Annotated in this window: 28 protein-coding genes and 1 pseudogene; 16 read left to right on the top strand and 13 right to left on the bottom strand. The window is 71.9% G+C overall.

Translation table 11 applies throughout. The features are described 5' to 3' along the window. Window positions 1-20: 20 nt before the first annotated feature. The 7 genes and pseudogenes from DEJ11_RS18110 to DEJ11_RS03455 all read right to left on the bottom strand — a co-directional run. Window positions 21-489 (bottom strand): annotated as a pseudogene (locus DEJ11_RS18110) (ATP-binding cassette domain-containing protein); the annotation flags it as partial. 212 nt (window positions 490-701) lie between these two features. Next, window positions 702-1,376 (bottom strand): hypothetical protein, encoded by a 675-nt coding sequence (locus DEJ11_RS03480; RefSeq protein WP_111105180.1) that lies wholly within the window; start codon window positions 1,374-1,376, stop codon window positions 702-704. A gap of 2 nt (window positions 1,377-1,378) precedes the next feature. Further along, window positions 1,379-1,777, bottom strand: a complete 399-nt coding sequence (locus DEJ11_RS03475; protein ID WP_051596635.1) for a PLDc N-terminal domain-containing protein — start codon at window positions 1,775-1,777, stop codon at window positions 1,379-1,381. Between the two features lie 85 nt (window positions 1,778-1,862). After that, a complete protein-coding gene (locus DEJ11_RS03470) occupies window positions 1,863-2,303 on the bottom strand; it encodes a molybdenum cofactor biosynthesis protein MoaE (protein WP_181440905.1) in 441 nt (146 codons plus the stop codon). Continuing rightward, window positions 2,300-2,812, bottom strand: coding sequence for a MogA/MoaB family molybdenum cofactor biosynthesis protein (locus DEJ11_RS03465; protein WP_111095490.1), 513 nt, complete (start codon window positions 2,810-2,812; stop codon window positions 2,300-2,302). Before DEJ11_RS03465 ends, DEJ11_RS03470 begins: the two co-directional genes overlap by 4 nt. After that, window positions 2,809-3,297, bottom strand: coding sequence for a cyclic pyranopterin monophosphate synthase MoaC (moaC, locus tag DEJ11_RS03460; protein ID WP_111105181.1), 489 nt, complete (start codon window positions 3,295-3,297; stop codon window positions 2,809-2,811). The genes DEJ11_RS03465 and moaC overlap by 4 nt, the downstream gene beginning before the upstream one ends. Then, entirely contained in the window at window positions 3,294-4,538 is a 1,245-nt protein-coding gene (locus DEJ11_RS03455; RefSeq protein ID WP_111105182.1) for a molybdopterin molybdotransferase MoeA, read from the bottom strand. The genes moaC and DEJ11_RS03455 overlap by 4 nt, the downstream gene beginning before the upstream one ends. Window positions 4,539-4,645: 107 nt before the next feature. On the opposite strand from DEJ11_RS03455, the gene DEJ11_RS03450 reads away from it, so the two are divergent. The 8 genes from DEJ11_RS03450 to DEJ11_RS03415 all read left to right on the top strand — a co-directional run bounded on the left by DEJ11_RS03450 (window position 4,646) and on the right by DEJ11_RS03415 (window position 13,941). Beyond that, window positions 4,646-5,593 carry an MTAP family purine nucleoside phosphorylase gene (locus DEJ11_RS03450; RefSeq protein ID WP_111105183.1) on the top strand — a complete coding sequence of 316 codons (948 nt, stop codon included), beginning with the start codon at window positions 4,646-4,648 and terminating at the stop codon, window positions 5,591-5,593. Continuing rightward, the gene (locus DEJ11_RS03445; RefSeq protein WP_111093698.1) at window positions 5,590-6,660 is read left to right on the top strand and encodes an NAD-dependent epimerase/dehydratase family protein; all 1,071 of its coding nucleotides are present in this window, start codon (window positions 5,590-5,592) and stop codon (window positions 6,658-6,660) included. The genes DEJ11_RS03450 and DEJ11_RS03445 overlap by 4 nt, the downstream gene beginning before the upstream one ends. A gap of 384 nt (window positions 6,661-7,044) precedes the next feature. Continuing rightward, window positions 7,045-7,794: a glycosyltransferase family 2 protein gene (locus tag DEJ11_RS03440; protein WP_111105184.1), complete on the top strand. Its 750-nt coding sequence runs from the start codon at window positions 7,045-7,047 to the stop codon at window positions 7,792-7,794. Continuing rightward, window positions 7,791-8,462 (top strand): TIGR04282 family arsenosugar biosynthesis glycosyltransferase, encoded by a 672-nt coding sequence (locus tag DEJ11_RS03435; protein ID WP_111105185.1) that lies wholly within the window; start codon window positions 7,791-7,793, stop codon window positions 8,460-8,462. Before DEJ11_RS03440 ends, DEJ11_RS03435 begins: the two co-directional genes overlap by 4 nt. Further along, a complete protein-coding gene (locus DEJ11_RS03430) occupies window positions 8,459-9,121 on the top strand; it encodes a class I SAM-dependent methyltransferase (RefSeq protein WP_071406012.1) in 663 nt (220 codons plus the stop codon). The genes DEJ11_RS03435 and DEJ11_RS03430 overlap by 4 nt, the downstream gene beginning before the upstream one ends. Window positions 9,122-9,247: 126 nt before the next feature. Next, the gene (locus DEJ11_RS03425; RefSeq protein WP_110864358.1) at window positions 9,248-9,493 is read left to right on the top strand and encodes a hypothetical protein; all 246 of its coding nucleotides are present in this window, start codon (window positions 9,248-9,250) and stop codon (window positions 9,491-9,493) included. Between the two features lie 145 nt (window positions 9,494-9,638). After that, window positions 9,639-11,258 carry a phosphoglucomutase (alpha-D-glucose-1,6-bisphosphate-dependent) gene (pgm, locus tag DEJ11_RS03420; protein WP_071406014.1) on the top strand — a complete coding sequence of 540 codons (1,620 nt, stop codon included), beginning with the start codon at window positions 9,639-9,641 and terminating at the stop codon, window positions 11,256-11,258. A 223-nt stretch (window positions 11,259-11,481) separates the two neighbouring features. After that, a complete protein-coding gene (locus tag DEJ11_RS03415) occupies window positions 11,482-13,941 on the top strand; it encodes an MDR family MFS transporter (protein ID WP_111105186.1) in 2,460 nt (819 codons plus the stop codon). Between the two features lie 193 nt (window positions 13,942-14,134). Here the strand turns inward: DEJ11_RS03415 and DEJ11_RS03410 are convergent, their stop codons facing one another. Continuing rightward, a complete protein-coding gene (locus tag DEJ11_RS03410; protein WP_111105196.1) occupies window positions 14,135-15,028 on the bottom strand; it encodes a DNA-methyltransferase in 894 nt (297 codons plus the stop codon). A 120-nt stretch (window positions 15,029-15,148) separates the two neighbouring features. Between DEJ11_RS03410 and DEJ11_RS03405 the strand changes: the two genes are divergently transcribed. Beyond that, entirely contained in the window at window positions 15,149-15,439 is a 291-nt protein-coding gene (locus DEJ11_RS03405) for a GNAT family N-acetyltransferase (protein WP_027465074.1), read from the top strand. A 37-nt stretch (window positions 15,440-15,476) separates the two neighbouring features. Here the strand turns inward: DEJ11_RS03405 and DEJ11_RS03400 are convergent, their stop codons facing one another. The 3 genes from DEJ11_RS03400 to DEJ11_RS03390 form a co-directional block, all read right to left on the bottom strand. Beyond that, on the bottom strand, window positions 15,477-15,806 hold the full coding sequence (locus tag DEJ11_RS03400; protein ID WP_111105187.1) for a hypothetical protein: 330 nt from the start codon (window positions 15,804-15,806) through the stop codon (window positions 15,477-15,479). Window positions 15,807-15,971: 165 nt separating this feature from the next. Beyond that, window positions 15,972-17,021 (bottom strand): lipoate-protein ligase LplAB, encoded by a 1,050-nt coding sequence (gene lplAB, locus DEJ11_RS03395; RefSeq protein ID WP_111105188.1) that lies wholly within the window; start codon window positions 17,019-17,021, stop codon window positions 15,972-15,974. Between the two features lie 131 nt (window positions 17,022-17,152). After that, window positions 17,153-18,022: an alpha/beta hydrolase gene (locus DEJ11_RS03390; protein ID WP_181440906.1), complete on the bottom strand. Its 870-nt coding sequence runs from the start codon at window positions 18,020-18,022 to the stop codon at window positions 17,153-17,155. 87 nt (window positions 18,023-18,109) lie between these two features. Here DEJ11_RS03390 and DEJ11_RS03385 point away from each other — a divergent pair, with 87 nt between their 5' ends. The 3 genes from DEJ11_RS03385 (at window position 18,110) to DEJ11_RS03375 (ending at window position 20,640) form a co-directional block, all read left to right on the top strand. Next, window positions 18,110-19,267, top strand: a complete 1,158-nt coding sequence (locus DEJ11_RS03385) for an inorganic phosphate transporter (RefSeq protein WP_111046699.1) — start codon at window positions 18,110-18,112, stop codon at window positions 19,265-19,267. A gap of 11 nt (window positions 19,268-19,278) precedes the next feature. After that, entirely contained in the window at window positions 19,279-19,548 is a 270-nt protein-coding gene (locus DEJ11_RS03380; protein WP_111105190.1) for a hypothetical protein, read from the top strand. A 150-nt stretch (window positions 19,549-19,698) separates the two neighbouring features. Next, window positions 19,699-20,640: an acetamidase/formamidase family protein gene (locus tag DEJ11_RS03375; RefSeq protein WP_111105191.1), complete on the top strand. Its 942-nt coding sequence runs from the start codon at window positions 19,699-19,701 to the stop codon at window positions 20,638-20,640. A gap of 180 nt (window positions 20,641-20,820) precedes the next feature. On the opposite strand, the gene DEJ11_RS03370 is transcribed toward DEJ11_RS03375, so the two are convergent. Next, window positions 20,821-21,573, bottom strand: coding sequence for an SDR family NAD(P)-dependent oxidoreductase (locus tag DEJ11_RS03370; protein ID WP_071406021.1), 753 nt, complete (start codon window positions 21,571-21,573; stop codon window positions 20,821-20,823). Between the two features lie 95 nt (window positions 21,574-21,668). Here DEJ11_RS03370 and DEJ11_RS03365 point away from each other — a divergent pair, with 95 nt between their 5' ends. Together DEJ11_RS03365 and DEJ11_RS03360 are read left to right on the top strand one after the other, a co-directional pair. Further along, window positions 21,669-22,079 (top strand): MarR family winged helix-turn-helix transcriptional regulator, encoded by a 411-nt coding sequence (locus DEJ11_RS03365; RefSeq protein ID WP_110864348.1) that lies wholly within the window; start codon window positions 21,669-21,671, stop codon window positions 22,077-22,079. A gap of 5 nt (window positions 22,080-22,084) precedes the next feature. After that, complete coding sequence (locus DEJ11_RS03360) at window positions 22,085-23,413, top strand: MFS transporter (protein ID WP_349775179.1); 1,329 nt, start codon at window positions 22,085-22,087, stop codon at window positions 23,411-23,413. 196 nt (window positions 23,414-23,609) lie between these two features. Here DEJ11_RS03360 and DEJ11_RS03355 read toward each other — a convergent pair whose 3' ends face one another. After that, entirely contained in the window at window positions 23,610-24,503 is an 894-nt protein-coding gene (locus DEJ11_RS03355; RefSeq protein WP_071406023.1) for an alpha-E domain-containing protein, read from the bottom strand. 131 nt (window positions 24,504-24,634) lie between these two features. Between DEJ11_RS03355 and DEJ11_RS03350 the strand changes: the two genes are divergently transcribed. Together DEJ11_RS03350 and DEJ11_RS03345 are read left to right on the top strand one after the other, a co-directional pair. Then, complete coding sequence (locus DEJ11_RS03350) at window positions 24,635-25,153, top strand: MarR family winged helix-turn-helix transcriptional regulator (protein WP_110864346.1); 519 nt, start codon at window positions 24,635-24,637, stop codon at window positions 25,151-25,153. A 10-nt stretch (window positions 25,154-25,163) separates the two neighbouring features. Beyond that, window positions 25,164-25,367 carry a hypothetical protein gene (locus DEJ11_RS03345; RefSeq protein WP_017886198.1) on the top strand — a complete coding sequence of 68 codons (204 nt, stop codon included), beginning with the start codon at window positions 25,164-25,166 and terminating at the stop codon, window positions 25,365-25,367. The last annotated feature ends 18 nt before the right edge of the window (window positions 25,368-25,385 follow it).

The raw sequence follows: 25,385 nt of genomic DNA, 5'->3' as shown, positions 1-25,385 counted from the left end.
CCCGGCGAGCCACTCGATGCCTTCGACGTCCAGGTGGTTGGTCGGCTCGTCCAGGAACAGGACGTCCCAGTCGCCGACCAGCAGCCGCGCGAGTGCCACACGACGACGCTGCCCACCGGACAGCTCGTCGACGCTGACGTCCCACGGGATGTCCGAGACCAGACCGCCGATGATGTCGCGGATCTTCGGGTCACCGGCCCACTCGTGCTCCTCGAGGTCGCCGACGACGGTGCTGCCGACGGTCGCGCCCTCGGGCAGGATGTCGCGCTGGTCCAGGTAACCGATGGTCAGCCCACGGCGGTGCGTGACGCGGCCGCCGTCCGGCTCGAGGCGCTGGGACAGCAGTGCGAGGAGGGTCGACTTGCCGTCGCCGTTCCGGCCGACGACGCCGATCCGGTCACCCTCGTCGATGCCGAGGGTGACGTTGTCGAAGACGACCTTGGTGGGGAACTCGAGATGCAGGTTCTCGGCGCCGAGGAGATGTGCCACGCGTCAAGGGTAGGTGGCGCGGCGGGGTGGTGGGTGCGGGGCGGGTGGTTCGGGTGTTCGGCCGGCCGGCTCTGGTCGCACCGTGCGCGCTTGTTCGAGTGGTGCGAGGTTGCCCGCTCGGTGCGAGCCTGGAGCGGCACACGGAACGCGCAACCTCGCACCAGCCGACGGACCGCGCACGGTGCGTCGGCGCGTCGGCCTGGAGGCCCGGGTCAGCTCGTGGGGGCTGGCTCGGCCCCGGCGCGGGGCTCGGTCTCCTGCAGGAACGCTCGCCACTGCTTCCGCTTGCTGACGGTCCAGAGCAGCATCGCGAGGAAGAACACGGTGAGGAGCGCGTACAGCAGCCCGAACAACGTCGCCCAGTTGAGCAGGAACTGCGCGAACGCGAACGGCGTCCATCCGAGGGCGAGCCAGAACGTCGATGTCGATTGACCGAGCCGACGGCCGGCGAGTGCGACGAGCGCGGTCCGGTGCTGCGGGTCGGCGGGCTGCTGCCCACGAGCCATGCGCTCGAGCCGTCGGCGGTCGGCACGGGGAAGCCCGAGCAACGGGTCGGAGATCGCGCTCTGGAACTGCCCACCGCCCCGGACGATGGCGATCACCCAGCAGACCGGGCCAACGATCATGAGCGGGACGATGACGAAGAACGCCCAGCCCGGCAGGCCACTTCCGGTCGAGGGCAGCTCGAAGCGCGGCAGGTGTTCGGCGCTCAGCCACCCGGCTGCAACCGCGGCGACGACGGCCAGCACGATCCAGATGACCCGCCGGACCATCGAACGGCGGACACGCGGTCCGACTGACGCCCCCGCGAGACGGTCCTCCACCTGCTGCCAGGTCTCCTCGGAGACCGTGGCTCCGGCGAACTCATGCGGGGCCGGCGTGGACACGATCAGCTCGCGGGGGCGGCGTCGCCCTCGCCCGCGGCTTCCTTCGCGCGCTTCAACCGGGCCTGCGCCTCCCAGTACTCGATCTCGCGCTCGAGCTCGGCGAGCTCCTGCTCGGTACCGGTGACGCGCTTGGCGCCGTGCGCACTGCGGGCGTCGCCGAGGGTGGCGTACCGGTCCTCGTGGCGGGTCGGCTCGATGTAGCGACCGTGGTTCCGTTCGCCCGGAGCCCAGTCGTGGCCGATGGCGAACCAGACGATGCTGCCGACGACGGGGACCAGGATCACGAGGATCACCCACGCGATCTTCGGCAGGCCGCGGATCTGGTCATCCGTCTTCGTCAGGATGTCGATCAGGGCGAAGACCAGCAGGATGACGGTGATCCCGGGCAGCAAGACGCTCATGTTCGCGATTCTATGGATCCGCTTGGAGTCTCACCATTCCCCGAACGAGCGTCGCGGTTGCGAAGGTGCACAGGGTGGTGGCCGGTCACAGCGCCGCGACCCACTCGTCCGTCCCGTCGGTGAACCGCTGGTGCTTCCAGATCGGCGCGCGCTCCTTCACCAGGTCGACCAGCGCACCGCACGCGGCGAACGCCTGCGCCCGGTGCGACGACGACACCGCTGCGGCGAGCGCGACGTCCCCGATGCCGAGCGCCCCGACCCGGTGCAGCACGGCGATCCGGACGTCGGGGTGGTCCTCGGCGATGGTCCGGGCGACCTCGGTGATGACCTCGCCGGCACTGGGGTGCTGCTCGTAGTCGAGCGCGGTGACGCCCTTGCCACCGTCGTGGTCACGGACGATGCCGGCGAAGGTCACCACCGCGCCGTCCTGTTCGGTGGCCACCACGGCTGCGACTTCGTCGACGCTGATGTCGCGGTCGACGACGTCGGCGAGCACGACCCGTGCGGCGGTCTCAGTGCTGCTCACGAGGCGCTCCGCGGGGCGTGGCCCTCACCGTGCACCTGTGCGACCACGTGGTCGAGTACTCCGTCGAGCACGGCGAGGCCGTCGGACACCCCACCGCGCGACCCGGGCAGGGTGACGAGCAGACAGCCGGCGTTCGTGACCCCGGCGACGCCGCGGGTGAGCAGGGCGGTGGGGCCGGCACCCGCGAGTCCGCGTCGACGGATCTCCTCGGTGATGCCGGGCAGTTCGAGGTCGATCAGCCCCGCCACCGCCTCGGGGGTCCGGTCGGTCGGGGTGACCCCGGTGCCGCCGGTGGTGATGACGACCCGGGCGTCGGCCAGGAGTTCCGCGGTGATGGTCTCGGTGATCGCGCCGCCGTCGGGGACGATGATCGGGTCGCTCGTGGTGAACCCGTGGTCGCGCAGCCAGTCGGCGATCACGGGTCCGGTGCGGTCGAGTGCGGGGTCGGCGGCGGCCTGCGTGGACACGACGACGACGGCGGCCCGGCCCCTGGTCGGCTCGGCGGTCATCGGTTGCTCCAGTCCCCGGAGCGTCCGCCGTGCTTCTCGAGCACGCGGACGTCCGTGATCACGGCCGCTCGGTCGACGGCCTTCACCATGTCGTACACCGTCAGGGCGGCGACGCTCGCCCCGGTCAGGGCTTCCATCTCGACGCCGGTGCGCGAGGTCGTGCGGACCGACACCTCGATCAGCACGCGGTCGTCGGTGCCGGTGATGTCGACCTGCACGCCGGCGATCGGCAGCGGGTGGCACAGCGGGATCAGGTCGGAGGTCTTCTTCACCGCCATGATCGCGGCGATCCGGGCGGTGCCGACGACCTCGCCCTTGGGCAGCGAGCCGTCGAGGATGCGTGTGACGACGTCGGGACGGGTGACGACGGTGGCGGTGGCGGTGGCCGACCGGTCGGTGACGTCCTTCGCGGAGACGTCGACCATGTGCGCGGTGCCGTCAGCGCGGACGTGCGACAACTGGTCAGCGGCGGACGGGTCGGTCATCGGAGGCTCCAGACGGTCAGGGGGTCGCCGACCTCGACGGCGTCGACCCCCACGGGGACGTGCACCAGGTGGGTGGCGGCGGCGTAGTGGACGAGCAGGTGCGAACTCGGCCCACCGACGAAGTGCACGGCACCGTCCTGCACCCGGCCGCGACGGACCTGGTGCTTGCCGACGGGTGAGCCGGCAGCGGACGCCGCCGGCAGGACCTGCGTGGGGCGGTCCGGCGTGAGTCCGACGGCGGCAGCGAGCAGCGGGCGCAGGAACACCTCGAACGAGACGAGCGCCGACACCGGATTGCCGGGGAAGGACACGACGGGCACGGCGCGACCAGCACGAGCGACGCCGTCGGCTCCGAACACGACGCTGCCGAACGCCTGCGGCCCACCGGGCTGCATCGCGACCGGCGTCACCGCGAGCCCCCGGGGTTCGAGCGCCTGCCGAACGACCTCGTACGCCCCGGCGCTGATGCCCCCGGTGGTCAGCACGAGGTCGGCCCAGTCCCCCACGGCTGCATCGAGGGCCCGGTCGAAGGCAGCGACGTCGTCGGGCACCCGGACGGCCCGTGAGTCCGCACCGACCTGGGCAAGGGCTGCCCGCAGCGCGATGCCGTTGGCGTCACCGATGGTCGCCGCGTCCGCGTCGGCACCCTGCAGCTCGGACCCGGTCGACACGACGAGGACCCGCAGTGGTCGGCGCACCGACACGGTCGTCACCCCCGCAGCAGCCAGCGCCCCGAGCAGCGCCGGCGTGACCGGGGAACCGGCCGGAGCGAGCTCAGCACCGGTGGGCAGGTCGCTGCCGGTCACCCGCACGAAGGTGCCGGCGGTCAGGTCGGCGGGCACCGTCACCCGGGGCAGCTCGAGCGCCGCCGGGAACGCACCGGGCTCGGTCGCCTCGACCGGGAACACCGCGTCGGCACCGGTCGGGATCCGCGCACCCGTCATGATCGGCGCGGCCGTGCCGGGTTCGAGCGGTTCGGGCACCACGCCGGCCGGGATCGGATCGACGACCCGGACGGCCTGCCCCGCGTCCGCTGCCCGCACGGCGAACCCGTCCATCTGGCTGTTGTCGAACGGCGGCAGCGGAACGGGCGACCGGACGGCTGCCGCGAGCACGCGGTGAGCAAACCCGGCACCCGCACCGGCGAGTTCGCCGATCGACAGTTCTTCTGCTCCGAGGCCCGCCACCACCGGCGCGAGCAACGCCGCCAGGTCGTCGCGGTGCTGACCGATCGTTCGCACAGGTGCCTCCGAACAGGGGGTTGGTGGCGCCGCTCCCGGTTCGCCCGGTGGTGCCGTCAGTAGCGTATCCAGCGCGCAGCCCGCGCCGACGACCAACCGGAGGACCTGTGGAGAACGACGAAGCCGTGACGATCGGTGTCATCGGAGGCTCCGGCCTCTACCAGCTGTTCGAGGAGGGCACCGCCGACGAGCTCGACGTCCCGACCCCGTTCGGCCCGACGTCGAGCCCGATCAGCATCGGCACGATGGCCGGACGACGGGTCGCGTTCCTGACCCGCCACGGCCGTGAGCACTCCGTGGCCCCACACCGCATCAACCACCGTGCGAACGTCTGGGCGCTCCGTTCGCTCGGCGTCCGCGCGATCGTGTCCTCGAGCGCCGTCGGCGGCCTGCACCCCGACTACGCCCCGGGCACCTTCGTCGTGACGGACCAGCTCATCGACCGCACCTGGGGCCGCGCCGACACGTTCTTCGAGGACGACGTGCAGCACCTGTCCTTCGCCGACCCGTTCGACCCGACGCTCCGCCGCGCGGCGATCGACGCCGTCGCCGGACTCGACGTGCCGTTCCGTCCGACCGGCACCTGCGTCGTCATCCAGGGCCCCCGGTTCTCCACCCGCGCCGAGTCCGTCTGGCTCCGCCAGGCCGGCGGCCACACCATCAACATGACGATGACGCCCGAGGTCCCCCTGGCCGCCGAACTCGGCATCGCCACGGTGAACCTGTCGTTCGTCACCGATGCCGACGCCGGCCTGGCCCCGACCGAGGACGAGGCCGCCGCAGCAGCCGCAGCCGCAGCCGCAGCCAGCGGCCCCGACGTCGACGACGCCGGTGCCGTCGTCACCCACGCCCTCGTCATGGAACGCCTCGCCCGTGCCAACGAGGTCATCGTCCGCGCCATCGGCCAGATCGTCGCCGCCATCCCCGCCGACTTCACCCCGCGCGAACTCGTCCCGACCAGCGCGAGCGCCAGCATCATGCAGGCCCAGCCCGCGGGCCCCACCGCCACGAAGGCCCAGCCCGCCGCCACCACCACCACGGGCGCCACCGCATGACCCGCCTCCTCGTCACCGGCGGCGCCGGCTTCATCGGCTCCGCGATCGTCCGCCGCGCCCTGGCCGACGGCCACGAGGTCCGCGTCCTCGACTCCCTGCGCGACGACGTGCACGGCGACCCCGCCGAGGTCATCCGCGCCCACCAGCAACAGGGCATCGCGTTCGTGCACGGCGACGTCCGCGACCGGGTCGCCCTCGACGCCGCCCTCGACGGCATCGACGTCGTGTGCCACCAGGCCGCGAAGGTCGGCCTCGGCGTGGACTTCCAGGACGCCCCCGACTACGTCTCGTCGAACGACGCCGGCACCGCCCACGTCCTCGCCGGCATGGACCGGCACGACATCGGCCGGCTCGTCGTCGCCAGTTCGATGGTCGTCTACGGCGAGGGCGCGTACACCACCGCCTCCGGCGAACCCACCCGTCCGCCGGCCCGCCGCCGCGAGGACCTCGACGCCGGCCGCTTCGACCCGATCGGCCCCGACGGTCAGCCCCTGCTGCCCGGCCTGATCGACGAGTCCGCCGCGCTCGACCCCCGAAACGTGTACGCGCAGACGAAGGTCGCGCAGGAGCACCTCGCCTCCAGTTGGGCCCGAGCCACGGGGGGCCGCGCGATCGCGCTCCGCTACCACAACGTCTACGGACCGGGCATGCCTGCGAACACCCCCTACGCCGGTGTCGCGTCCCTGTTCCGCTCGGCACTGGCCCGCGGCGAGGCACCCCGCGTCTTCGAGGACGGCGCCCAGCGACGCGACTTCGTGCACGTCGACGACGTCGCCGGCGCGAACGCCGCCTCGATCGCGGCGACCGCCGACCTGCCGTCGGACACGTTCCGCGCGTACAACGTCGGCTCCGGCACCGTGCACACCATCGGCGACATGGCCGCCGCGATCGCCGGACCGGACGGCCCGCAGCCGGTCGTCACGGGCGAGTACCGCCTGGGCGACGTCCGCCACGTCACCGCGAGTTCGGCACGCATCGCCGCCGAGCTCGGCTGGCACGCCGAGGTCGACTTCGAGGCCGGCATGCGCGACTTCGCGACGGCACCGCTCCGAAGCGCCGTCCGCTAGCCGGAACGCGTGCGCGAGCGGCGCACCGCTGGCCGCGCCTGAGAGCGCGACCAGCCACCGGACGGGAGGCCCGTGACGGCGCCGCCCCGCGCCTCCCGTCCGCAGTCCCCGCCCCCAGGGCCACGCGAGACGCCGTCGTGTCGGCACCACGCCCCCAGGTGCGCGAGACGCCGCCCCATTCGGCGGCGTCTCGGCAACACGACGGCGTCTCGGCAACACGGAACGCGCGACGCGCGCGCACCCTGTCCCCCGTTCTGGGGACCGTCCGCGAACCGGACGCGCTGAACGACCAGGACCCGGCAGTTTCCTGTACCCCGCAGCGCGTCGTCGTGTTGTGTCGAGTGCATGCCAGGACAGACCCGTCGATCCGACCGACCGCACCGAATGACGGACATGACTGTCGACGTGATCCTGCCGTGCCTCGACGAGGCGGACGCCCTGCCGAAGGTCATCGCGCGCCTCCCCGCGGGCTACCGGGCCATCGTCGTCGACAACGGATCGACCGATGGATCGGCCGACGTCGCCCGCGCCCACGGTGCCCTGGTGGTGACGGAGCCCGTCAAGGGGTTCGGTTCGGCCTGTGCCGCCGGGGTCGCCGCGGCGACCGCCGACTTCGTCGCGTTCTGCGACGCCGACGCCTCGATGGACCCCGCCGAGCTCCCGCCCCTGGTCGACCGCGTGGCCAGTGGCCGCGTCGACCTGGCTCTCGGCCGCCGCGTCCCGACGGGCCGCGGTGCGTGGGCTCCGCACGCACGCTTCGCGAACCGCGTCCTCGCCGTCCTCATGCACCGCGCGACCGGCTACCGCCTGCGCGACCTCGGCCCGATGCGCGTGATGCGCCGCGAGGACCTCGTCTCCCTCGACCTGCGCGACCGCCGCAGCGGCTACCCGCTCGAGATGGTCCTCGCCGCGCACGCCGCCGGCTGGCGCGTCGACGAATCCGACATCGGGTACGCGCAGCGCATCGGCGACAGCAAGGTCACCGGCACGCTCCGCGGCACGGTCAACGCGGTGCGGGACATGTCCCGTCTGCTCCGTGCGTACCGCCGGGAGGCCCGTGTCCGGGTCGTCGCGCCGGGACCGCTCCGCCAGGCGGCCGAGTCCACCCCCGTGGTCGAGGAGGCCCGCTCGTGACCGCCGACCCCACCCACGTCCACGCCGGCGACGCTTCGCGCACCGACGTCACCGTCGCCGTCGTGGCGAAGGAGTGCCTGCCCGGCAAGGTGAAGACCCGGCTGACGCCGGCGCTCTCCCCCGAGGGCGCCGCACGCGTCGCGTCCGCGAGCCTCGCCGACACCCTGGCGACCGTCCGCGCACTGCCCGCGGCACGCCGGGTCCTGTTCTTCGACGGCGACGTCGTGCCCGCCGCGGCCGAGGGGTTCGAGGTGCTGCACCAGCCCGGTGGCGGTCTCGACGAGCGCCTCGGGTTCCTGTTCGACGCCGTCGACGGTCCGCTGCTGCTCGTCGGCATGGACACCCCGCAGGTGTCCACCGCGGACCTGGCCCCGGTGTTCGACGACGCCGCCCGCGATGCCTGGTTCGGCCCGGCCGAGGACGGCGGCTTCTGGTCGCTGTACCTGCGAGAGCCCACCGGCGACCTGCTGCGCGGCGTCCCGATGTCGCGCGACGACACCGGAGCCGTGCAGCTCGCACGCCTGTCCGACGCCGGACTCGACGTGGGCGTGCTCGGCGAGCTGCTCGACGTCGACACCATGCCGGACGCCGAGCGGGTCGCCGACCTCGCACCCGACTCCGACTTCACCCGGGCACTCCGTGCCGAGACCGTGGGGAGCACCCGATGACCATGCACGCACCCGTCTCGTTCGGTGCCGGCGGCGGCGAGCCGTACGCCCGTGCGCTCCGCACCGACGGCCACCTGCGCCTGACCGACGCCGACCGTCCCGACGCCGTCACCACGATGGACGTCGGCCGCTGGAGCGCCGCCGCCGACCGTGTCGACCGCTCGCTGCTCGACGACGTCGACGGCGGCGTCATCGACATCGGCTGCGGCCCGGGCCGGATGCTCGTCGCCGCCCGCTCCCGGGGCATCCCGGCGCTCGGCGTGGACGTCTCCGCCGAGGCCGTCGCCATCGCGCAGCGCTCCGGCGGCACGGCCCTGCAGGGTTCCGTGTTCGACGCTGTGCCCGACGAGGGCCACTGGGACACCGCGCTCGTGATCGACGGCAACATCGGCATCGGCGGCGACCCCACCGCCCTGCTCGCCCGCTGTCGTGAGATCGTGCGCGCCGGAGGCCGGGTCATCGTCGAGACGAACCCCGAGGTCACGGCCGACCGCGTGTACACCGCCCGGGTGGTCGACGCCGACGGCAACGAGAGCGCCGGGTTCCCCTGGGCCGAGGTCGGCCTCGACGCCCTGCACCGGCACGCGGCGGAAGCCGGACTGGTCGCGCGGCAGAGCTGGACGGCCGAGGGCCGGAACTTCTGCGAGCTGCTCGCCTGAGGCTCCGACACGCGCTTGTTTTGCACGATGCAAGACAAGCGCGTAGAGTGGTGGTCATCCAGCCGACGGCGTCGCGGTCGCCGGCTCGGTGACCTGCGGACCTCGGCACGACGACGAGGAGCACCCATGCAGAACCGTCAGAACCCCCTGGGCGGCGCCTACGTGACCGGCCTCGAGACCCGCGCCGAGCTCGGCGCCTTCACCGGCGACGCGACCCGCAGCCCGATCGGCAGCTACACCGGCACCGGCACCGGCCGCGCACTCGGCCGCTTCGTCGACACGCAGTTCCGCCGTCCTGGCACCGCGACGTCCTCGACGCGCACCGTGACCGGCTCGTTCCGCACGGCGACGGGTTCGTTCCGCACCGCCTGAGGCACCTGCCTCCACAGACCGCGAGCGGTCGTCCACCCCGGGGGTCCCCCCTCAACCCGGGTGGGGCGGCCGCTCGCTCGCGTTCCCCCGACCTCCGGTGCACTTCCCCCGAACGCGCCAGGGCGGCCGATGCCAGGATGGACGCATGAACGACCGCGCCGGCACCCCAGCGACCGCAGACGACCTCGTCGACCTCGACGAGCTCCTCGCCGCCTACCACGACCGAGTGCCCGACGTCTCGGTCCCCGAGCAGAAGGTCGTGTTCGGCACGTCCGGACACCGCGGGTCGTCGCTCGACACCGCCTTCAACGACACCCACATCGCCGCCATCACGCAGGCGATCGTGGAGTACCGCCGCGACCAGGGCACCGACGGGCCGCTCTTCATCGGCCGCGACACCCACGCGCTCTCGGCCCCCGCCGAGCAGACCGCGCTGCAGGTCCTCGCCGCCAACGGCGTCCGCGTGCTCGCCGACAGCGAGGACGGTTTCGTGCCGACGCCCGCGCTGAGCCACGCGATCATCCGCTACAACCGCGCCGGCAACCCGGACACGGCCGACGGCATCGTCATCACGCCGAGCCACAACCCGCCCCGCGACGGCGGCTTCAAGTACAACCCGCCGCACGGCGGTCCCGCCGACAGCGACGCCACGAGCTGGATCGCGAACCGGGCGAACGCGATCATCGAGGGTGGCAACGCCGAGGTGCAGCGCACCGAGGACGCTGAACCCGAGCGCTACGACTTCCTGAACACGTACGTCGCCGACCTCGAGAACATCATCGACATCGCCGCGATCAAGCGTGCCGGCGTGAAGATCGGTGCCGACCCGCTCGGTGGTGCCTCGCTGCCGTACTGGAACGCCATCCGCGACCACTACGGCCTCGACCTGACCGTCGTGAACCCCGAGGTCGACCCCACGTGGGCCTTCATGACGCTCGACTGGGACGGCAAGATCCGGATGGACCCGTCGAGCCCCTCGGCGATGGCCTCGGTACTCGCCCGCAAGGACGACTTCGACGTGCTCACCGGCAACGACGCCGACTCCGACCGGCACGGCATCGTCACGCCCGACGGCGGGCTGATGAACCCGAACCACTACCTCGCGGTCGCGATCGAGTACCTCTACGCGCACCGGCCCGAGTGGCGCGACGACGCCGCGATCGGCAAGACCCTGGTGTCGTCGAGCATCATCGACCGCGTCGCCGAGTCCCTGGGCCGTCGCCTGTGGGAGGTCCCGGTCGGCTTCAAGTGGTTCGTCCCCGGCCTGATCGACGGTTCCGTGGCCTTCGGCGGCGAAGAGTCCGCGGGTGCGTCGTTCCTGCGCACCGACGGCACCGCGTGGACCACCGACAAGGACGGCATCATCCTGGCGCTCCTGGCGTCCGAGATCGTCGCCGTCACCGGCAAGACCCCCTCGCAGCTCTACGCCGAGCTGACCGAGCGCTTCGGCGCGCCGGTCTACCAGCGCGTCGACGCCGCGGCCTCGAAGGAGCAGAAGGCCCGCCTCGGCAAGCTCGACGGCGACGCCATCACCGCGGACACCCTGGCCGGCGACCCGATCACCGCGAAGCTGTCGAAGGCCCCGGGCAACGACGCAGCCGTCGGCGGCGTGAAGGTCGTCACCGACAAGGCGTGGTTCGCCGCGCGGCCGTCGGGCACCGAGGACGTCTACAAGATCTACGCGGAGAGCTTCGTCGGGCAGGAGCACCTCGAGCAGGTGCAGCGCGAGGCCAAGGAGATCGTCGACGCAGCACTGGGCGCGTAGCGCCCTCGTCGGACGGGCTGCGGGTCTCGGACACCGCAGCCCGTCCGCCGGAACCGAGCCGGGCCTCCAGGCCGTGTGCCACCGGGGTCCACTGGGCGTACCGTGACTGCCGATCCACTCAGGAAGCCGTCTCGGTGCGACCGAGCACTTGCGGCAGTTGTAACTTTGCAGGCAGCGCAAAAATCGTTCTGCCAGCGCATCGGTACCCCGGGAGACCCTGCTCATGACCCAGACGGCGACCGCACCCGCGGCCCCCACCACGGCGTCCAACGTCGTGATGAACCACCGACAGATCCTGTTGGTGATCTACGGCCTGATGGCCGGCATGTTCCTCGGTGCCCTCGACCAGACGATCGTCGGCACCGCGATCCGCACCATCGGTGACGACCTGCACGGGCTCGACCAGCAGGCCTGGGTCACCACCGGGTACCTCATCGCCTCGACGGTGACGACCCCGATCTACGGCAAGCTCTCCGACATCTTCGGTCGCCGGCCGCTCTTCATCACCGCGATCGGCATCTTCATCGTCGGTTCGTTCGCGGCGTCGTTCTCCGACTCGATGCTCATGCTCGCCGGGTTCCGCGCACTGCAGGGCCTGGGTGCCGGTGGCCTGATGTCCCTGCCGCTGGCGATCATGGGCGACATGCTCGCCCCGCGCGAGCGGGCGAAGTACCAGGGCTACTTCCTGGCGGTCTTCGGCATCTCGTCCGTCATCGGCCCGCTGGTCGGTGGCGTCTTCGCCGGCGCCGACCAGCTGCTGTTCATCGCCGGCTGGCGCTGGGTGTTCCTGATCAACGTGCCGATCGGCATCATCGCCCTGTTCATGGTGCTGACGTTCCTGCACCTGCCGAAGTTCGGCGACCGCGGCAAGCCCCGCATCGACTGGTGGGGCGCGACGCTCGTCATCGTCACGCTCGTGCCGCTGCTGCTCATCGCCGAGCAGGGCCGTGAGTGGGGCTGGGACTCCCCCGCCGCCTTCGCCTGCTACGCCATCGGTGCCCTCGGCCTGATCGCGTTCATCATCGTCGAACGGGCCATGGGCGACGACGCGATCCTGCCGATGAAGCTGTTCGGGTCACGGGTGTTCTCGATGTCCGCGATCCTGTCCGTGCTCGTCGGCTTCGGCATGTTCGGCGCGATGCTGACGATCCCGCTCTACCTGCAGATCGTCAAGGGCGTGACCCCGACCGAGTCCGGGTTCGCCATGCTGCCGATGGTGCTCGGCCTGATGATCTCGTCGATCGCCTCGGGCCAGATCATCTCCCGCACCGGCAACTACCAGATCTTCCCGATCACCGGAACGGCGTTCACGGCGATCGGATTCACGGTCCTGACGTTCCTGACCGCCGACCGACCCCTGTGGTTCCTGATGCTCGGCATGTTCGGCATCGGGCTCGGACTCGGACAGCTCATGCAGACGCTGACCCTGGCCGCGCAGAACTCGGTCTCGCCGCGGGACATCGGCGTCGCCACGAGCGCCGCGACGTTCTTCCGCCAGATCGGCGGCACCATGGGTACCGCCGTCCTGCTCTCCGTGCTCTTCACCCTGATGCCGACGAACATCAGCGCCGCGATGCAGAACGAGTCCGACCTGAAGAGCGCGCTCAACGCCGCGATGACGCCCTCGGTCGCGAACGCGTCGAAGAACCAGGGCGTGATGGACGAGATCTGGACGAAGATCGTCGACCCGGTGCAGAAGAACGTGCAGGACGGTCTCGACCAGGGCACCGCCCAGGCGAAGCAGGCTGCCGACGCTGCCGTGACCAAGCAGGTGACCGCAGCCGTGCAGCGGCAGGTCGCCGCGGGCACGGTCCCCGCCGCCGCAGCGGACACGATCATCGCCCAGCAGGTCGACGACGCGAAGCCCGCAGCCGAGCAGCAGGCGCTCGAGACGGCGGCCACGAAGGCGAACGCCTCGGTCGTCGACGGCACGCTGCAGATCGACTACTCGGACGAGGCTCAGCGGGAGAACGTCGTCGACCAGGTCGCCCCGACGCTCATCAAGCAGCTGAAGAGCGGTGACTCGGCCGCGAGCTCGTCCACCGACTCGGCGACGAGCGATACGTCGTTCCTGAACGGGGCGGACCCCCGGCTGAGCCGTCCGTTCCTGGTCGGGTTCAGCGACTCGGCCGTCCGCGTCTACTACGTCGGCCTCGCGGTGATCCTGCTCGCGTTCGTGCTGACGTGGTTCTTCCGGGTGCCGCCGCTCCGCAAGACCTCGGCGCTGCAGGAGCAGGCGGATGCCGCACGCACGGCTGCCGGGGCGGGGTCGGACGGGAGTGCCGCCGCAGCCGCTGCCGCCGCGGCGCCCGGGGCCGGTCCGGTGCCGTCGGGGGCGGCGTCCGCCGAAGTCCCGACCTCGCCCGACGTTCCGACGTCGCCGGACGTGCAGCCGCGGTCCGCCCGGGCCGCGGGAGCGTCGGACGTCTCGGTGCTACCGCACGGGGTCGACGACACCCGCGCGCCGCTGCCGAACGCCACCACGCACGGTGCGCACTCGGCGGCTGCGCCGGTGGACGAACCCCCGACGACGACCGGTGCCATCCGGACCCGGGCTGCCCACGCTGCCCCGGTCGTGGAGCCGGACGCTCCCGGGGCCGGAGCCGACCCGGCGGAGGCGAGCCGGGCCTCCCGGACGGACGCTGACGACGCGCACGCGCGCGGGCGGCACTCGGCGGAGTAGTCGGTGCGGGCGCTCGCTCGGTGTGTGTGCATGTTCCGACGATCCACGCGTCGAACGACTCGTGGATCGTCGCAGCATGCACCCGCATCGTGTGCGTGTGCATCTTCCGACAGAACGCGCGTCGAACGACTCGTGGATTGTCGCTCGGTGCACCCGTATGCACCATGCGCACCGGTCGCAGACCCCGCCAGCCTCAGACCGCCGGCGCCGCGTCCCCCGCTGCCGACCCCGCCCCGGCCTCGGCCACCTCGAACGACGCCCCCGGCAGCCGCTTCCGCATCACGTCGATCGCCGCCGGGTTGTCGTCCACCAGCACGTACCGCCGCCCCAGCGCCTGCGCCACCGCGCCCGTGGTCCCGCTGCCCGCGAAGAAGTCGAGCACCCAGTCCCCCTCGCGTGAGGACGCCTGCACGATCCGCCGCAGCACCCCCTCGGGCTTCTGCGTCGGGTAGCCGGTCTTCTCGCGGCCCGTCGGCGAGACGATCGTGTGCCACCACACGTCGGTGGGCAGCTTGCCGCGCTCGCGCTTCTCGGGTGTGACGAGCCCCGGCGCCATGTACGGCTCGCGGTCGACGGCCTCGGAGTCGAACCAGTACCGCGACGGGTCCTTCACGTAGACCAGGATCGTGTCGTGCTTCGTGGGCCAGCGCGTCTTGGACTTGGCACCGAAGTCGTAGGCCCAGACGATCTCGTTCAGGAACGACTCGCGGCCGAACAGCGCATCGAGCAGCACCTTGGCGTAGTGCGACTCGCGGTAGTCGAGGTGCAGGTACAGCGTGCCGTCAGCGGCGAGCAGCCGCCAGGCCTCGATGAGTCGGGGTTCGAGGAACGACCAGTAGTCCTCGAACCGGTCGTCAAAGCGCATCAGGTCGCCGCGCACCCGCTCGTAGGTCCGGCCGTGGAACCCCATCACCGGACCGTCGGCCTTCGGGACGGCGGAGGTCGCGTGCCGCCGCTGGTACCGGCCGGTGTTGAACGGCGGGTCCAGGTACACCAGCGTGAAGGACCCGTCCGGGTACGCGGGGACCACGTCGAGGGCGTCGCCGAGGACGACGCGGTCCGGGCCTCGGTCGTCTCCCCTGCGCACGGACCCATTGTCGCGCACCGAGCGAGCACGCTCGACGCGCACCGCACCGCACCGCGCCGCACCGCGCCGCACCGAGCGGACACGCACCGCACGCCTCGGCCCCGGCGTACGGTCGAGTGCATGGCAGCAGCACCCGAGGTCCGCAACGACACCGACAAGCAGCAGTACTCCCTGATCGAGGACGGCGAGGTCATCGGCCTCGCGGCGTACGAGATCGACGGCGACGAGATCCGCTTCGTGCACACCGAGGTCGATCCCGAGCACCGCGGTGGTGGGCACGCGTCGATCCTGGTGCAGCACGCCCTCGACGACGTGCGTGCGAGTTCGTCACGCCGGGTCGTCGCGCAGTGCAGCTACGTGCACGCGTGGATCGAGCGGCACCCGGACTACCAGGAGCTCACGACGCGCTGACACGAGCGAGGCACACACGAGCACGGCGCCCGTCAGCTCAGTACGACCGGTCGTGCGTCCCCGCGCGGGCCTCGTGCCGCCCGGCGCTCCGCACCGCCGGCACCCGGATGAGCACGCTGCCGCTGAGCAGGTCGTGGTCGTGGCCCGCCGGAGACGGGGCCTGTTTCGGCAGGCGCGCCTGCCGCTCGTACTCAGCTTGCGTCTCGTGCCGGGTCGGTGCGAACACCTCGTCCAGCATCCCGCCCATGCCTCCGGATCCGCCGCTCCGCTGGGACTTGTTCGACAGGTCGATCCACCCCATGCGATCGGCGATCCACACCACGACGGCCACGGCGGCCACCGCCCCCAGGAAGATCAACCAGTTCACGGCAGCGACGCTACGTGGGCTGCGCGGCGAGCGGATCAGCCGCGCGGGGGATTCTCATCATCCACACGTCTGGTTCATGAGGTCGAGGCGCACACTCGAAGCAGCGGCGGCCGGGACGTCCCCCCTCAGCTCCGGCCGTCGCGTCCACCGTCGACCGAGCAGGGCTCACGGCACCCGCTCGAGCCACTCCTTCGTCGCGAACTTCGTCCGCACCAGCTCCTGCGCCCGCTCGCGCTCGGCCTCGGTCACGTGCCCCTCGGTCGCCCCGTACAGGCGGGTGAAGGTGCCGATCAGCCGCTCGATGATCTCGGCGCGGGACAGCCCGGTCTGCGAGCGGAGCGGGTCGACGCGCTTCGCAGCGCTGGTGGTGCCCTTGTCGCTCATCTTCTCGCGCCCGATGCGCAGCACCTGGACCATCTTCTCGCCGTCCATGTCGTAGCTCATGGTGGCGTGGTGCAGCAGCGACCCGGTACCGAGGCGCTTCTGTGCGGCCCCGCCGATCTTGCCCTTGGTCGAGGTGATGTCGTTGAGGGGCTGGTAGTAGGCCTCGATGCCGAGCGACTTGAGCGCCTCGATCACCCATTCGTCGAGGAACGCGTACGAGTCGGCGAACGTCATGCCCTGCACCAGGTCGGACGGCACGTAGAGCGAGTAGGAGATGACGGCGCCGGCGTCCATGAACATCGCGCCACCGCCGGAGATGCGTCGGACCACCTGCACGCCGTACTTCTCGGCGCCGGCGGGGTCGACCTCGTTCTTGAGCGACTGGAACGACCCGATCACGACGGCCGGCTGGTCCCACTCCCAGATGCGCAGCGTGGGACCGCGACGGCCGGCACCGACCTCTTCGGTCAGCACCTGGTCGAGCGCGAGGTGCTCGTTCGGGCTGATCGGCCCCTCGTGCACGATCTGCCAGTCGTGGTCGCGCCAGGTCGAAGCCCGCGACAGCGCGCGGCGCACCGCGACGCCGACGGACTCGGGCGTGAAGCCGAGCAGCACCGCATCGGTCGGCAGGGCCGCCCGCACGGCTGCGGCGATGCCCGCGGCGTCGGTGGTGGCGGGGAGCCCGTTCACGGCCGCGTCGATGAGCGGCAGCGCGTCGTCGGGTTCCAGGAAGAAGTCACCCGCCAGGCGGAACTGCTGGATCGTGCTGTCGACGGCCTCGAGGTCGACGACGACCAGCTTGCCTCCGGGGACCTTGTACTCACCGTGCATGCCGCCACCCTATTCCGGACGGCCGACGGCCCGGCAGTGAGCCGGCCTGGTGACGGACTGGAGGCGCGTGGCGGCGCCGCCACGGGCCTCCCGTCCGTCGCCGGTCGCGTCGCAGGACGCGGCGAGCGCCGTCAGCGCGTCGTCACCCGGTCGAGCCACGCGACCAGGTCGCCGATGACCTCGGCGCGGTTCGTCTCGTTGTAGACCTCGTGCCGCGCGCCCTCGTACACCTGCACGGTCACGTCGGACAGCCGGCCGCGTCGGCGGTACGCCTGCGCCAGACGCTCGATCGAGCGCGGACCCCCGAGGGTGTCATCGGAGCCGACCTGCAGCAGCATCGGGAGGTCGTGCGGGATCCCCCGCCGCGGCACCCCGAGCAGCCGGAGCGTGTCGGCGAGCCCGAACAGCCCGATGACGTCGGCCTCGACCGCCAGGGGGTCGACCGCCATCGCGTCGATGATCTTCCGGTCGCGGGTGAGCCACTCGTACTTGGTGGGCCCGGACCCCGCGTGCCGGGCGTTGAGGTCGCCGCTGTTCATCCAGCCGGGCAGCCGGTAGGCGCTCGCGGACAGGACGACGCCGTCGTAGCGGTCCGACGAGGTGTTCACGATCCGCTGCGCCATGAGTGACCCCCACGAGTGCCCGAGCAGCACGAGCGGCAGCCCCGGTTCGTCGGCCCGCGCGACCGCGCTCATCTGCTCCACCGCGGCGATCGCCGCGCGCAGGCCGCCGGGGCCGAGCCGACCGAGCTTGGCGCGGTCGCCGTCCCACTGGGTCAGGCCGGTGCGTCCGTGCCCGCGGTGGTCGTTCGCGTGCACGGTGTAGCCGGCGCGCACCAGGTCCTGCGCGAGCGGTTCGTACCGGAGCCCGTGCTCCCCGACCCCGTGCGCGATCTGCACGACACCCTTCGGCCGCGCCGCACGCCAGGTCGAGTAGACGATCTCGACGCCGTGAGCGTCGGTGAACGAGGCGTCGCCGCGAGCGGCGGAGAAGGTGGGCACGTGAGCATCCTCGCAGACGCGCTTCATCCCGGACCTGTTCACCCGGCGTTCACGCAGGGCGTTCCGGGCGGGCCTACCGTCCTGCGCATGGACGTCATCGTCATCGTCACGCTGGTGATCGTCGTGGCCCTCGTGTTCGACTTCACGAACGGCTTCCACGACACCGCGAACGCCATGGCCACGTCGGTCGCCACGGGAGCGCTCAAGCCCCGGACCGCCGTGCTCATCTCCGCCGTGCTCAACGTCGTCGGCGCGTTCCTGTCCACCGAGGTCGCCAAGACCGTCTCGCAGGGCATCATCCGCGAGGGGCAGGACGGCATCCACATCTCCCCCACGATGATCTTCGCGGGGCTCGTCGGCGCGGTGCTCTGGAACCTGGCGACCTGGTACCTCGGGCTGCCGTCCTCGTCCACCCATGCGCTGTTCGGCGGGCTCATCGGGGCCTCGATCATCGGAGCGGGGCTGAACTCGATCAGCTGGGCGACGGTGGTGTCGAAGGTCGTGCTGCCGGCGCTGCTCTCCCCGGTCATCGCCGGGGTGATCGCCCTGGTCGCGACGTACCTGGCGTACGTGCTCACGAAGAACGCGACGACGCACGGTGCCGCGACCGGGTTCCGACACGGGCAGACGATCTCGGCGTCGCTGGTGTCGCTCGCGCACGGCACGAACGACGCGCAGAAGACGATGGGCGTCATCACGCTGACCCTCATCGCCGCGAACTACCAGGCCGCCGGCACCGGTCCGGCGCTCTGGGTGATCCTGGCCTGCGGGCTGGCGATCGGCCTCGGCACGTACATGGGCGGCTGGCGGATCATGCAGACCGTCGGCAAGAAGATCTCCGACGTGCAGTCGCCGCAGGGCTTCGCCGCCGAGACGAGCTCCGCCGCGACGATCCTCATCTCGTCGCACCTGGGCTTCGCGCTCTCGACGACCCACGTGACGAGCGGCGCGGTCGTCGGCTCGGGCCTCGGCAAGAAGCTCGCCGACGTGCACTGGTCGGTCGTCGGCCGCATCGTCATCGCATGGGTGATCACGCTGCCCGCCGCTGCGGTGGTCGGGGCGCTCGCGACCTGGCTCGCGTCGACCTCGGCCTTCGGGCTGGTGCTCGTCGCGGTCCTCGCCCTGGCCGGCGGGCTCACCTTCTACGTCCTCGCCAAGCGCAAGCCGATCTCGCACGAGGACATCACGACCGAGTCCGGGCCGGCCGAGCAGGCCGAGCCGCAGCCGACCGGCGCAGCGAACTGAGGGGAACGACGATGGACATCGACTTCACCGCGATCGGCACGGTCGCCGGCGTCGGCTTCGTGGCCGCCGTGGGCCTGGTGCTCGTGTACACGCTCGGCCTGCGGCTGCTCGGCACGGGGCAGCCGGACGACGCGGGCGGCGAGCGCACGCAGTACTCCGACGAGACCCCGCGCTCCGGGCACACCCCGCCGGCGGCACTCGCGGGAGCCGTGCTGTGCTTCGCGCTGTGCGTCGCCGCGGTGCTGGCCGGCATCTGGTTGACGATCCCCCAGTTCCACTGAGGACGTTCCTTCCCGGAACACCCGCGATGGCTTGTGGAATCGGGCGTACCTGGTCAGAACTTCCGACCAGATACGCCCGATTCCGCCAGGTACGCCCGTTCCGACCAAGTACGCCCGGAACCGCCCTGCCCCGCCTGGGATGATCGAACGGTGACCACCCACCACCTCGACGCCACGGTCGACTCCGCCGTCGACGTCTTCACCGCCGAACGCCAGCCGGTCCTGACCGTCGAACCGGGCGACACCGTGACCGTCCGAACCCTGAGCGCCGCGGGCTACACGGAACGCCAGCCGGGCCCGGGCGTCGACGCCCCGACCCTGATCGACCCGCGCCGGGGCCACTGCCTGGTCGGGCCGATCGCCGTCGCGGGAGCACGTCCGGGGATGGTCCTGGCGGTGCACTTCGACGACCTCGTGCCCGACGACTGGGGCTACACGGCCTCGGGCGGGGTCGACTCCCCGGTGAACCGCGCACTCGGCCTGACCGACCCGGCGTCGCGCGGCCCGCTGCTCTGGGACATCGACGTGCCCGCCGGAGTCGCCGTGAACCAGCTCGGCCTCGGGGTGCGGACGGCACCGTTCCTCGGCGTCGTCGGCGTCCCACCCGAGCCCACCGGGGAGCACTCCACGATCCCACCCCGCACGGTCGGCGGCGGCAACGTCGACTGCCGTGAGCTCGTCGCCGGCTCCACCCTGTACCTGCCGGTGACGGTGCCGGACGCCCTGCTCCACGTCGGCGACGGGCACGCGGCCCAGGGCGACGGCGAGGTCTCCGGCACGGCGGTCGAGTGCGGCATGACGACGACGATGACCCTGACGCTCCTCGATGCGGCCCCGGTCGAGGGTGTGCACGCCGACACCCCCGCCGGACGCATCACCTTCGGCTTCGACGCCGATCTCAACGTCGCGACGGCCACGGCGCTCGACCGGATGGTCGACTGGATCGCCGGGCTGCACGGGATCGGCCGCGCCGAGGCACTCGCGATGGCGAGCGTGGCGGTGAGCATGCGCATCACGCAGGTCGCGAACCGCACGTGGGGCGTGCACGCCCTGCTCCCGCACGACGCGATCCTGACGGACGCGCGGCTCTGAAGGCCGGGAGGCCCGCCCAGCGCGAGCCGACCGGCGCACGCTGGGCGGGCCTCCCGTCCGACGTTCCTTCCCATCGCACCCGCGCTGGAAAGCGGAAACGGGCGTACCTGGTCGGAAGAACCGACCAGGTACGCCCGTTTCGACCAGGTACGCCCGGAACGACCAGGTGCACCGGACCCGTCAGTGCGCGGAGTAGCCGCCGTCCACCAGGTGGTAGCTGCCAGTGATGAACGAGGCCTTGTCGCTCAGCAGGAACAGCACGAGCGCGGCGACCTCGGCGTCGGTGCCGAGCCGCTTCGAGGCGTGCTCGTCCTCGAGCGCCGCGATGGCCTCGGGCGAGAGCGACTTCCGGAGCAGCGGGGTGTCGATGAACCCGGGGCCCACGGCGTTCGTGCGGACGCCCTGCGACGAGTACTCGAGCGCGGCGACCTTGGTCAGTCCGGCGAGCGCGTGCTTCGAGGCGACGTAGGCCGCGTTCTGCGCCATGCCGACCGTGCCGAGCACCGACGCCATGTTCACGATCGCACCACCACCGGCGGCCACCATCGCGGGGATCTCGTAGCGCAGCCCGTAGAAGACGCCGTCCAGGTCGACTGCACGGACGCGGTCCCAGGCGGCGATGTCGTACTCGCCGATCGGCTGCGGTGCTGCGCCGATGCCGGCGTTGTTCACGGCCAGGTGCAGCGCGCCGAACGTGTCGACCGCGAACTGCACCATGCGCTCGTTGTCCGCGGCGACCGCGGAGTTGGCCTCGAACGCGCGGGCGGTGCCACCGGCCTCCACGATCGACGCGGCGACGCGCTCGGCGCCCGCCAGGTTGATGTCGGCGACGACCACCGTGGCGCCCGCCGCGGCGAGCTCCTTCGCGACCGACTCACCGATGCCGCTGCCACCACCGGTGACGACGGCGACCTTGCCCTCGAACTCGGACATGTTCTCCTTCTCTCTCGGCAACACGTGTTGTCTACAACCACGGTACACCCGAATTGAAGTTCGTTCGCTGAACTAATGAGATAGGCTAACGACCGATGACCGACGCCACCGACCTCCGCATCGCGGTGAACCGGCTGTCCCGCACCCTCCGTGCCCAGAAGGCCGACTCGAGCGTCACGGACGCGCAGTTCTCCGCCCTCGCCCGACTGCACCGCGACGGCGCCATGACCCTGGCCGACCTGAGCCGACAGGACGGCGTCACCCCGCCCTCGATGACGAAGACCATCGCGGTGCTGGTCGAGCGGGGCCTGGTGTCCAAGTGCGGGCACGGCGACGACCGCCGCAAGGTGCTGCTCGGCGCGACGCCCGCCGGAGCCGCCTTCGTCGAGGAGACCCGACGCCGCCGCGACGGCTGGCTCTCCCCGCGGCTCGCAGCACTCACCGCCGACGAGCGGGGCACCCTCGCCGACGCCACCGAGATCATGAGGAGGCTGGCCCAGCAGTGACCGCCATGTTCCGCTCCCTCGCCGGACGCAACTACCGCATCTGGTTCGCCGGGGCCCTGGTGTCGAACGTCGGCACCTGGATGCAGCGCACCGCCCAAGACTGGATCGTGCTGACCCAGCTCTCCGACAACAACGCCGTCGCGGTCGGCATCACGATGGCCCTGCAGTTCGGCCCCCAGCTGCTGCTCCTGCCACTCACCGGGCTCGCCGCCGACCGGTTCGACCGCCGGAAGATGCTCATGCTCACCCAGGGCCTGATGGGGCTGCTCGGGCTGGGACTCGGCGTCATGGTCCTCACGCACACCGCCACCCTGCTCGCGCTGTACGGCTTCGCCCTGGCACTCGGCATCGTCGCCGCGTTCGACGCCCCGATCCGGCAGGCCTTCGTCTCCGACGTCGTGCAGGGCGAGGACGTCTCGAACGCCGTCGCCCTGAACTCCGCGTCGTTCAACGCCGCACGCCTGATCGGCCCCGCGGTCGCCGGTGTGCTCATCGCGGCGATCGGCTCCGGATGGGTGTTCGTCATCAACGCCGGGTCGTTCCTGGCCGTCCTGCTCGCACTCCGGTTCGTCGACCCCGCCCAGCTCGCCGAACGGGTCCGGGCGGGCCGCGGCAAGGGGCAGATCGTCGCCGGCTTCCGGTACGTCCGCACCCGGCCGGACATCGTCGTCGTGCTCTGCATGATCTTCGTCGTCGGCACGTTCGGCGTGAACTTCCCGATCTTCACCTCGACGATGGCGCGGGTCGAGTTCCACCAGGGCGCCGGCGAGTTCGGGCTGCTCAACTCGGTGATGGCGGTCGGCTCGGTGCTCGGTGCGCTGCTGTCCGCCCGACGGGACAGGCCGCGGATGCGCACCCTCGTCCTCGCGGCGGGCGGGTTCGGGCTCGCGTGCACCGCCGCTGCCCTCGCCCCGACGTACTGGACCTTCGCGATCGTGCTGGTGTTCGTCGGGCTCGCGTCCCTGACCTTCATGACCACGGCGAACGCCCTGGTGCAGACCACGACGAAGCCCGCGATGCGCGGCCGCGTGATGGCGCTCTACATGGCGATCTTCGCGGGCGGCACCCCCATCGGCGCCCCGCTCGTCGGTGCCGTCGCCGACGCCTTCGGCCCACGCTGGGCGATCGTCGTCGGCGCGGCCTCGGGCTTCGTCGCACTCGGGATCGCGCTCGTCTGGCTCGTCCGGTACCAGCGGGTCCGGCTGCGCTACGACGCCGACTCACGGCTGCACCTGGCGATCACGCACGCCGTGCCGGTGGTCGGCTCGCGCGCGGCGCTCCGCCGCGAGCTGGAACGCGACGAGACGCTCGCCGACCGCTCCAGCGCCGTCTGACGGACCGGCGGGTCGCCCTGCCCGTCGGCCGACGGCTCGTGACGCACCGACCGTCGGACGGGAGGCCCGCACCGGCGCCGCCACGGGCCTCCCGTCCGGCGCCACCCGGGCACATGGCCGCGGTCACGACGCGCGCACCGGCCCGGTCCAGCCACACCCGCGCCGACGCGGCTCCGGACACGCGCGCCGGGTGGGCTCAGAGCACGGGTGCGGACGACGCGAAGACGCGCTCGTCGAGGGCCGCGGCGACGCGGTCGGCAGCGACCGCCAGCCGTTGCCCGACGTCACCCGCCACGGCGAGGGCCGACTCCTCCGGGATCCCGTCGAGCAGGGCGCGGACCTCGTCGAACCCGGCGACCTCGTCCGCGACGCAGGACGGGGCGACGTCGGCCAGGCACTCGGCCGCGCGGTGCACCGTGAAGCGCAACGACCGCGGGCTGTGCGCGTCGAGGAGCAGGAAGGCGGCGGCGTCGGACGGCACCGGGGCGTGGTCACGGCCGCGCAGGAAGGCCTCGCCCGCGCCGCACGCCCGGAGCGCCGCCGTCCACGAGGTGACCGCGTCCGGCTCGAGCAGCCGCGATGCCAGCAGCCGTGCGGTGGAGGCGCAGCGGGTGAGTGATCGCCCGAGGGTGAAGAACTCCCACACCTCGTCACGGCTGGCGTCCCCCTCGACCACCCCGATGGCGAGGGCACTGCGCTCCCGCACCCAGCCGAGGAACTCGTGCGCCCGGTCGGGGGCGATCTTCCGGGGCATCCGCGACCGCGTGACGTCGAGGCAGTCCCAGAGCTCGCTCGAGACGACCTCGCGGGCGCGGCGTGCGTGGTCGCGGGCGACGGCGACCGCGGCGGCGATGGACGCGGGTTCGTGCCGGTCGAGTGCGAGGGCGTCGACGGTGGCGGCACGGTCCGGGTCGTTCGCGGGGCCGGTGGTCCCGATGACGCTGCGGAGCTCGGTGGACACGAGCCGGTCGTCGTCGAGGGTGCCTGGTTCGCGGCGGGCGACGTAGACGTCGAGCAACCGTGCGACGACGTCGGTGCGCTCCACCGCGCTCCCCACGTGGAAGACGTTCCCCGCGAGGCGGCTCAGCACGGCTGCTCCTGCATGTCCAGAACCTAACGAGCCGGCGTTGCCGGGGTGTTACAGAACCGCGTCACGGGTGTTGCAGGTGTCCCGTCTCCGCGCTCGCTAGACAATCTAACTAGAGCGTCTAGCATTGGGGCATGACGTCCGAGGTGATGACCAGCACCGCGGGGTACTGGTACGAGGACTCCGCGGTCTCCGCCGTTGACGTCCTCAACGCCCTGCGGCGGTACCGGACGGCCGAGAGCGCTGCGCAGCGCCGAGCGCGCGAGGCACTGGGGATCGGCGAGAACGCCCTGCTGGCGCTCCGGTTCCTGATCGACGCCGAGCACGACGGCCGCACCGTCAACGCGAAGGACCTCGCCGAGCGGCTCGAGATCACCGCGGCGTCGACGTCGGCGCTCGTCGACCGGCTCGTCCGCAGCGGCCACGTCGAACGGCACGCCGACCCGAACGACCGCCGTGGCGTGATCCTCACCGCCACCGGCACCTCGATGCGCCACGCGCTCCGGGTCATCGAGGAACTCGACGCCCGCGCGCTCGAGGTCACCGAGCACCTGCCGAGCAACGAGATGGCCGTCGTCGTGGACTTCCTGGACGAGATGGTCCGTGTCGTGGACGAGCTCGACGCCGGGTCGGACCACCTCCGTCGCGCGTAGCCTGGACCGCATGGACCCTCGCGGCGAACACCACCCCGAGGACGACATGCCGTTCGCCGAGCTCGACTCGCGGGCCCGTGCCGACGCCGCGCTCCGACGGATCCAGGCCGGGTCAGATCCGGCTCGTGAGGCGTTCGACCTCGCCAACACCATGAACGACGAGGCCGTGGGGCGGCTCACGAAGCGCCTGCGGCAGCTGTTCCGTCGAGGCTGATCGCTCGGCCGACCCGTG

Source organism: Curtobacterium sp. MCLR17_058, from assembly GCF_003234705.2.
Lineage (GTDB): Bacteria > Actinomycetota > Actinomycetes > Actinomycetales > Microbacteriaceae > Curtobacterium > Curtobacterium flaccumfaciens.
The sequence above is the reverse complement of the archived record's forward strand: the minus strand, read 5'-3'. Positions and strand labels throughout refer to the sequence as shown.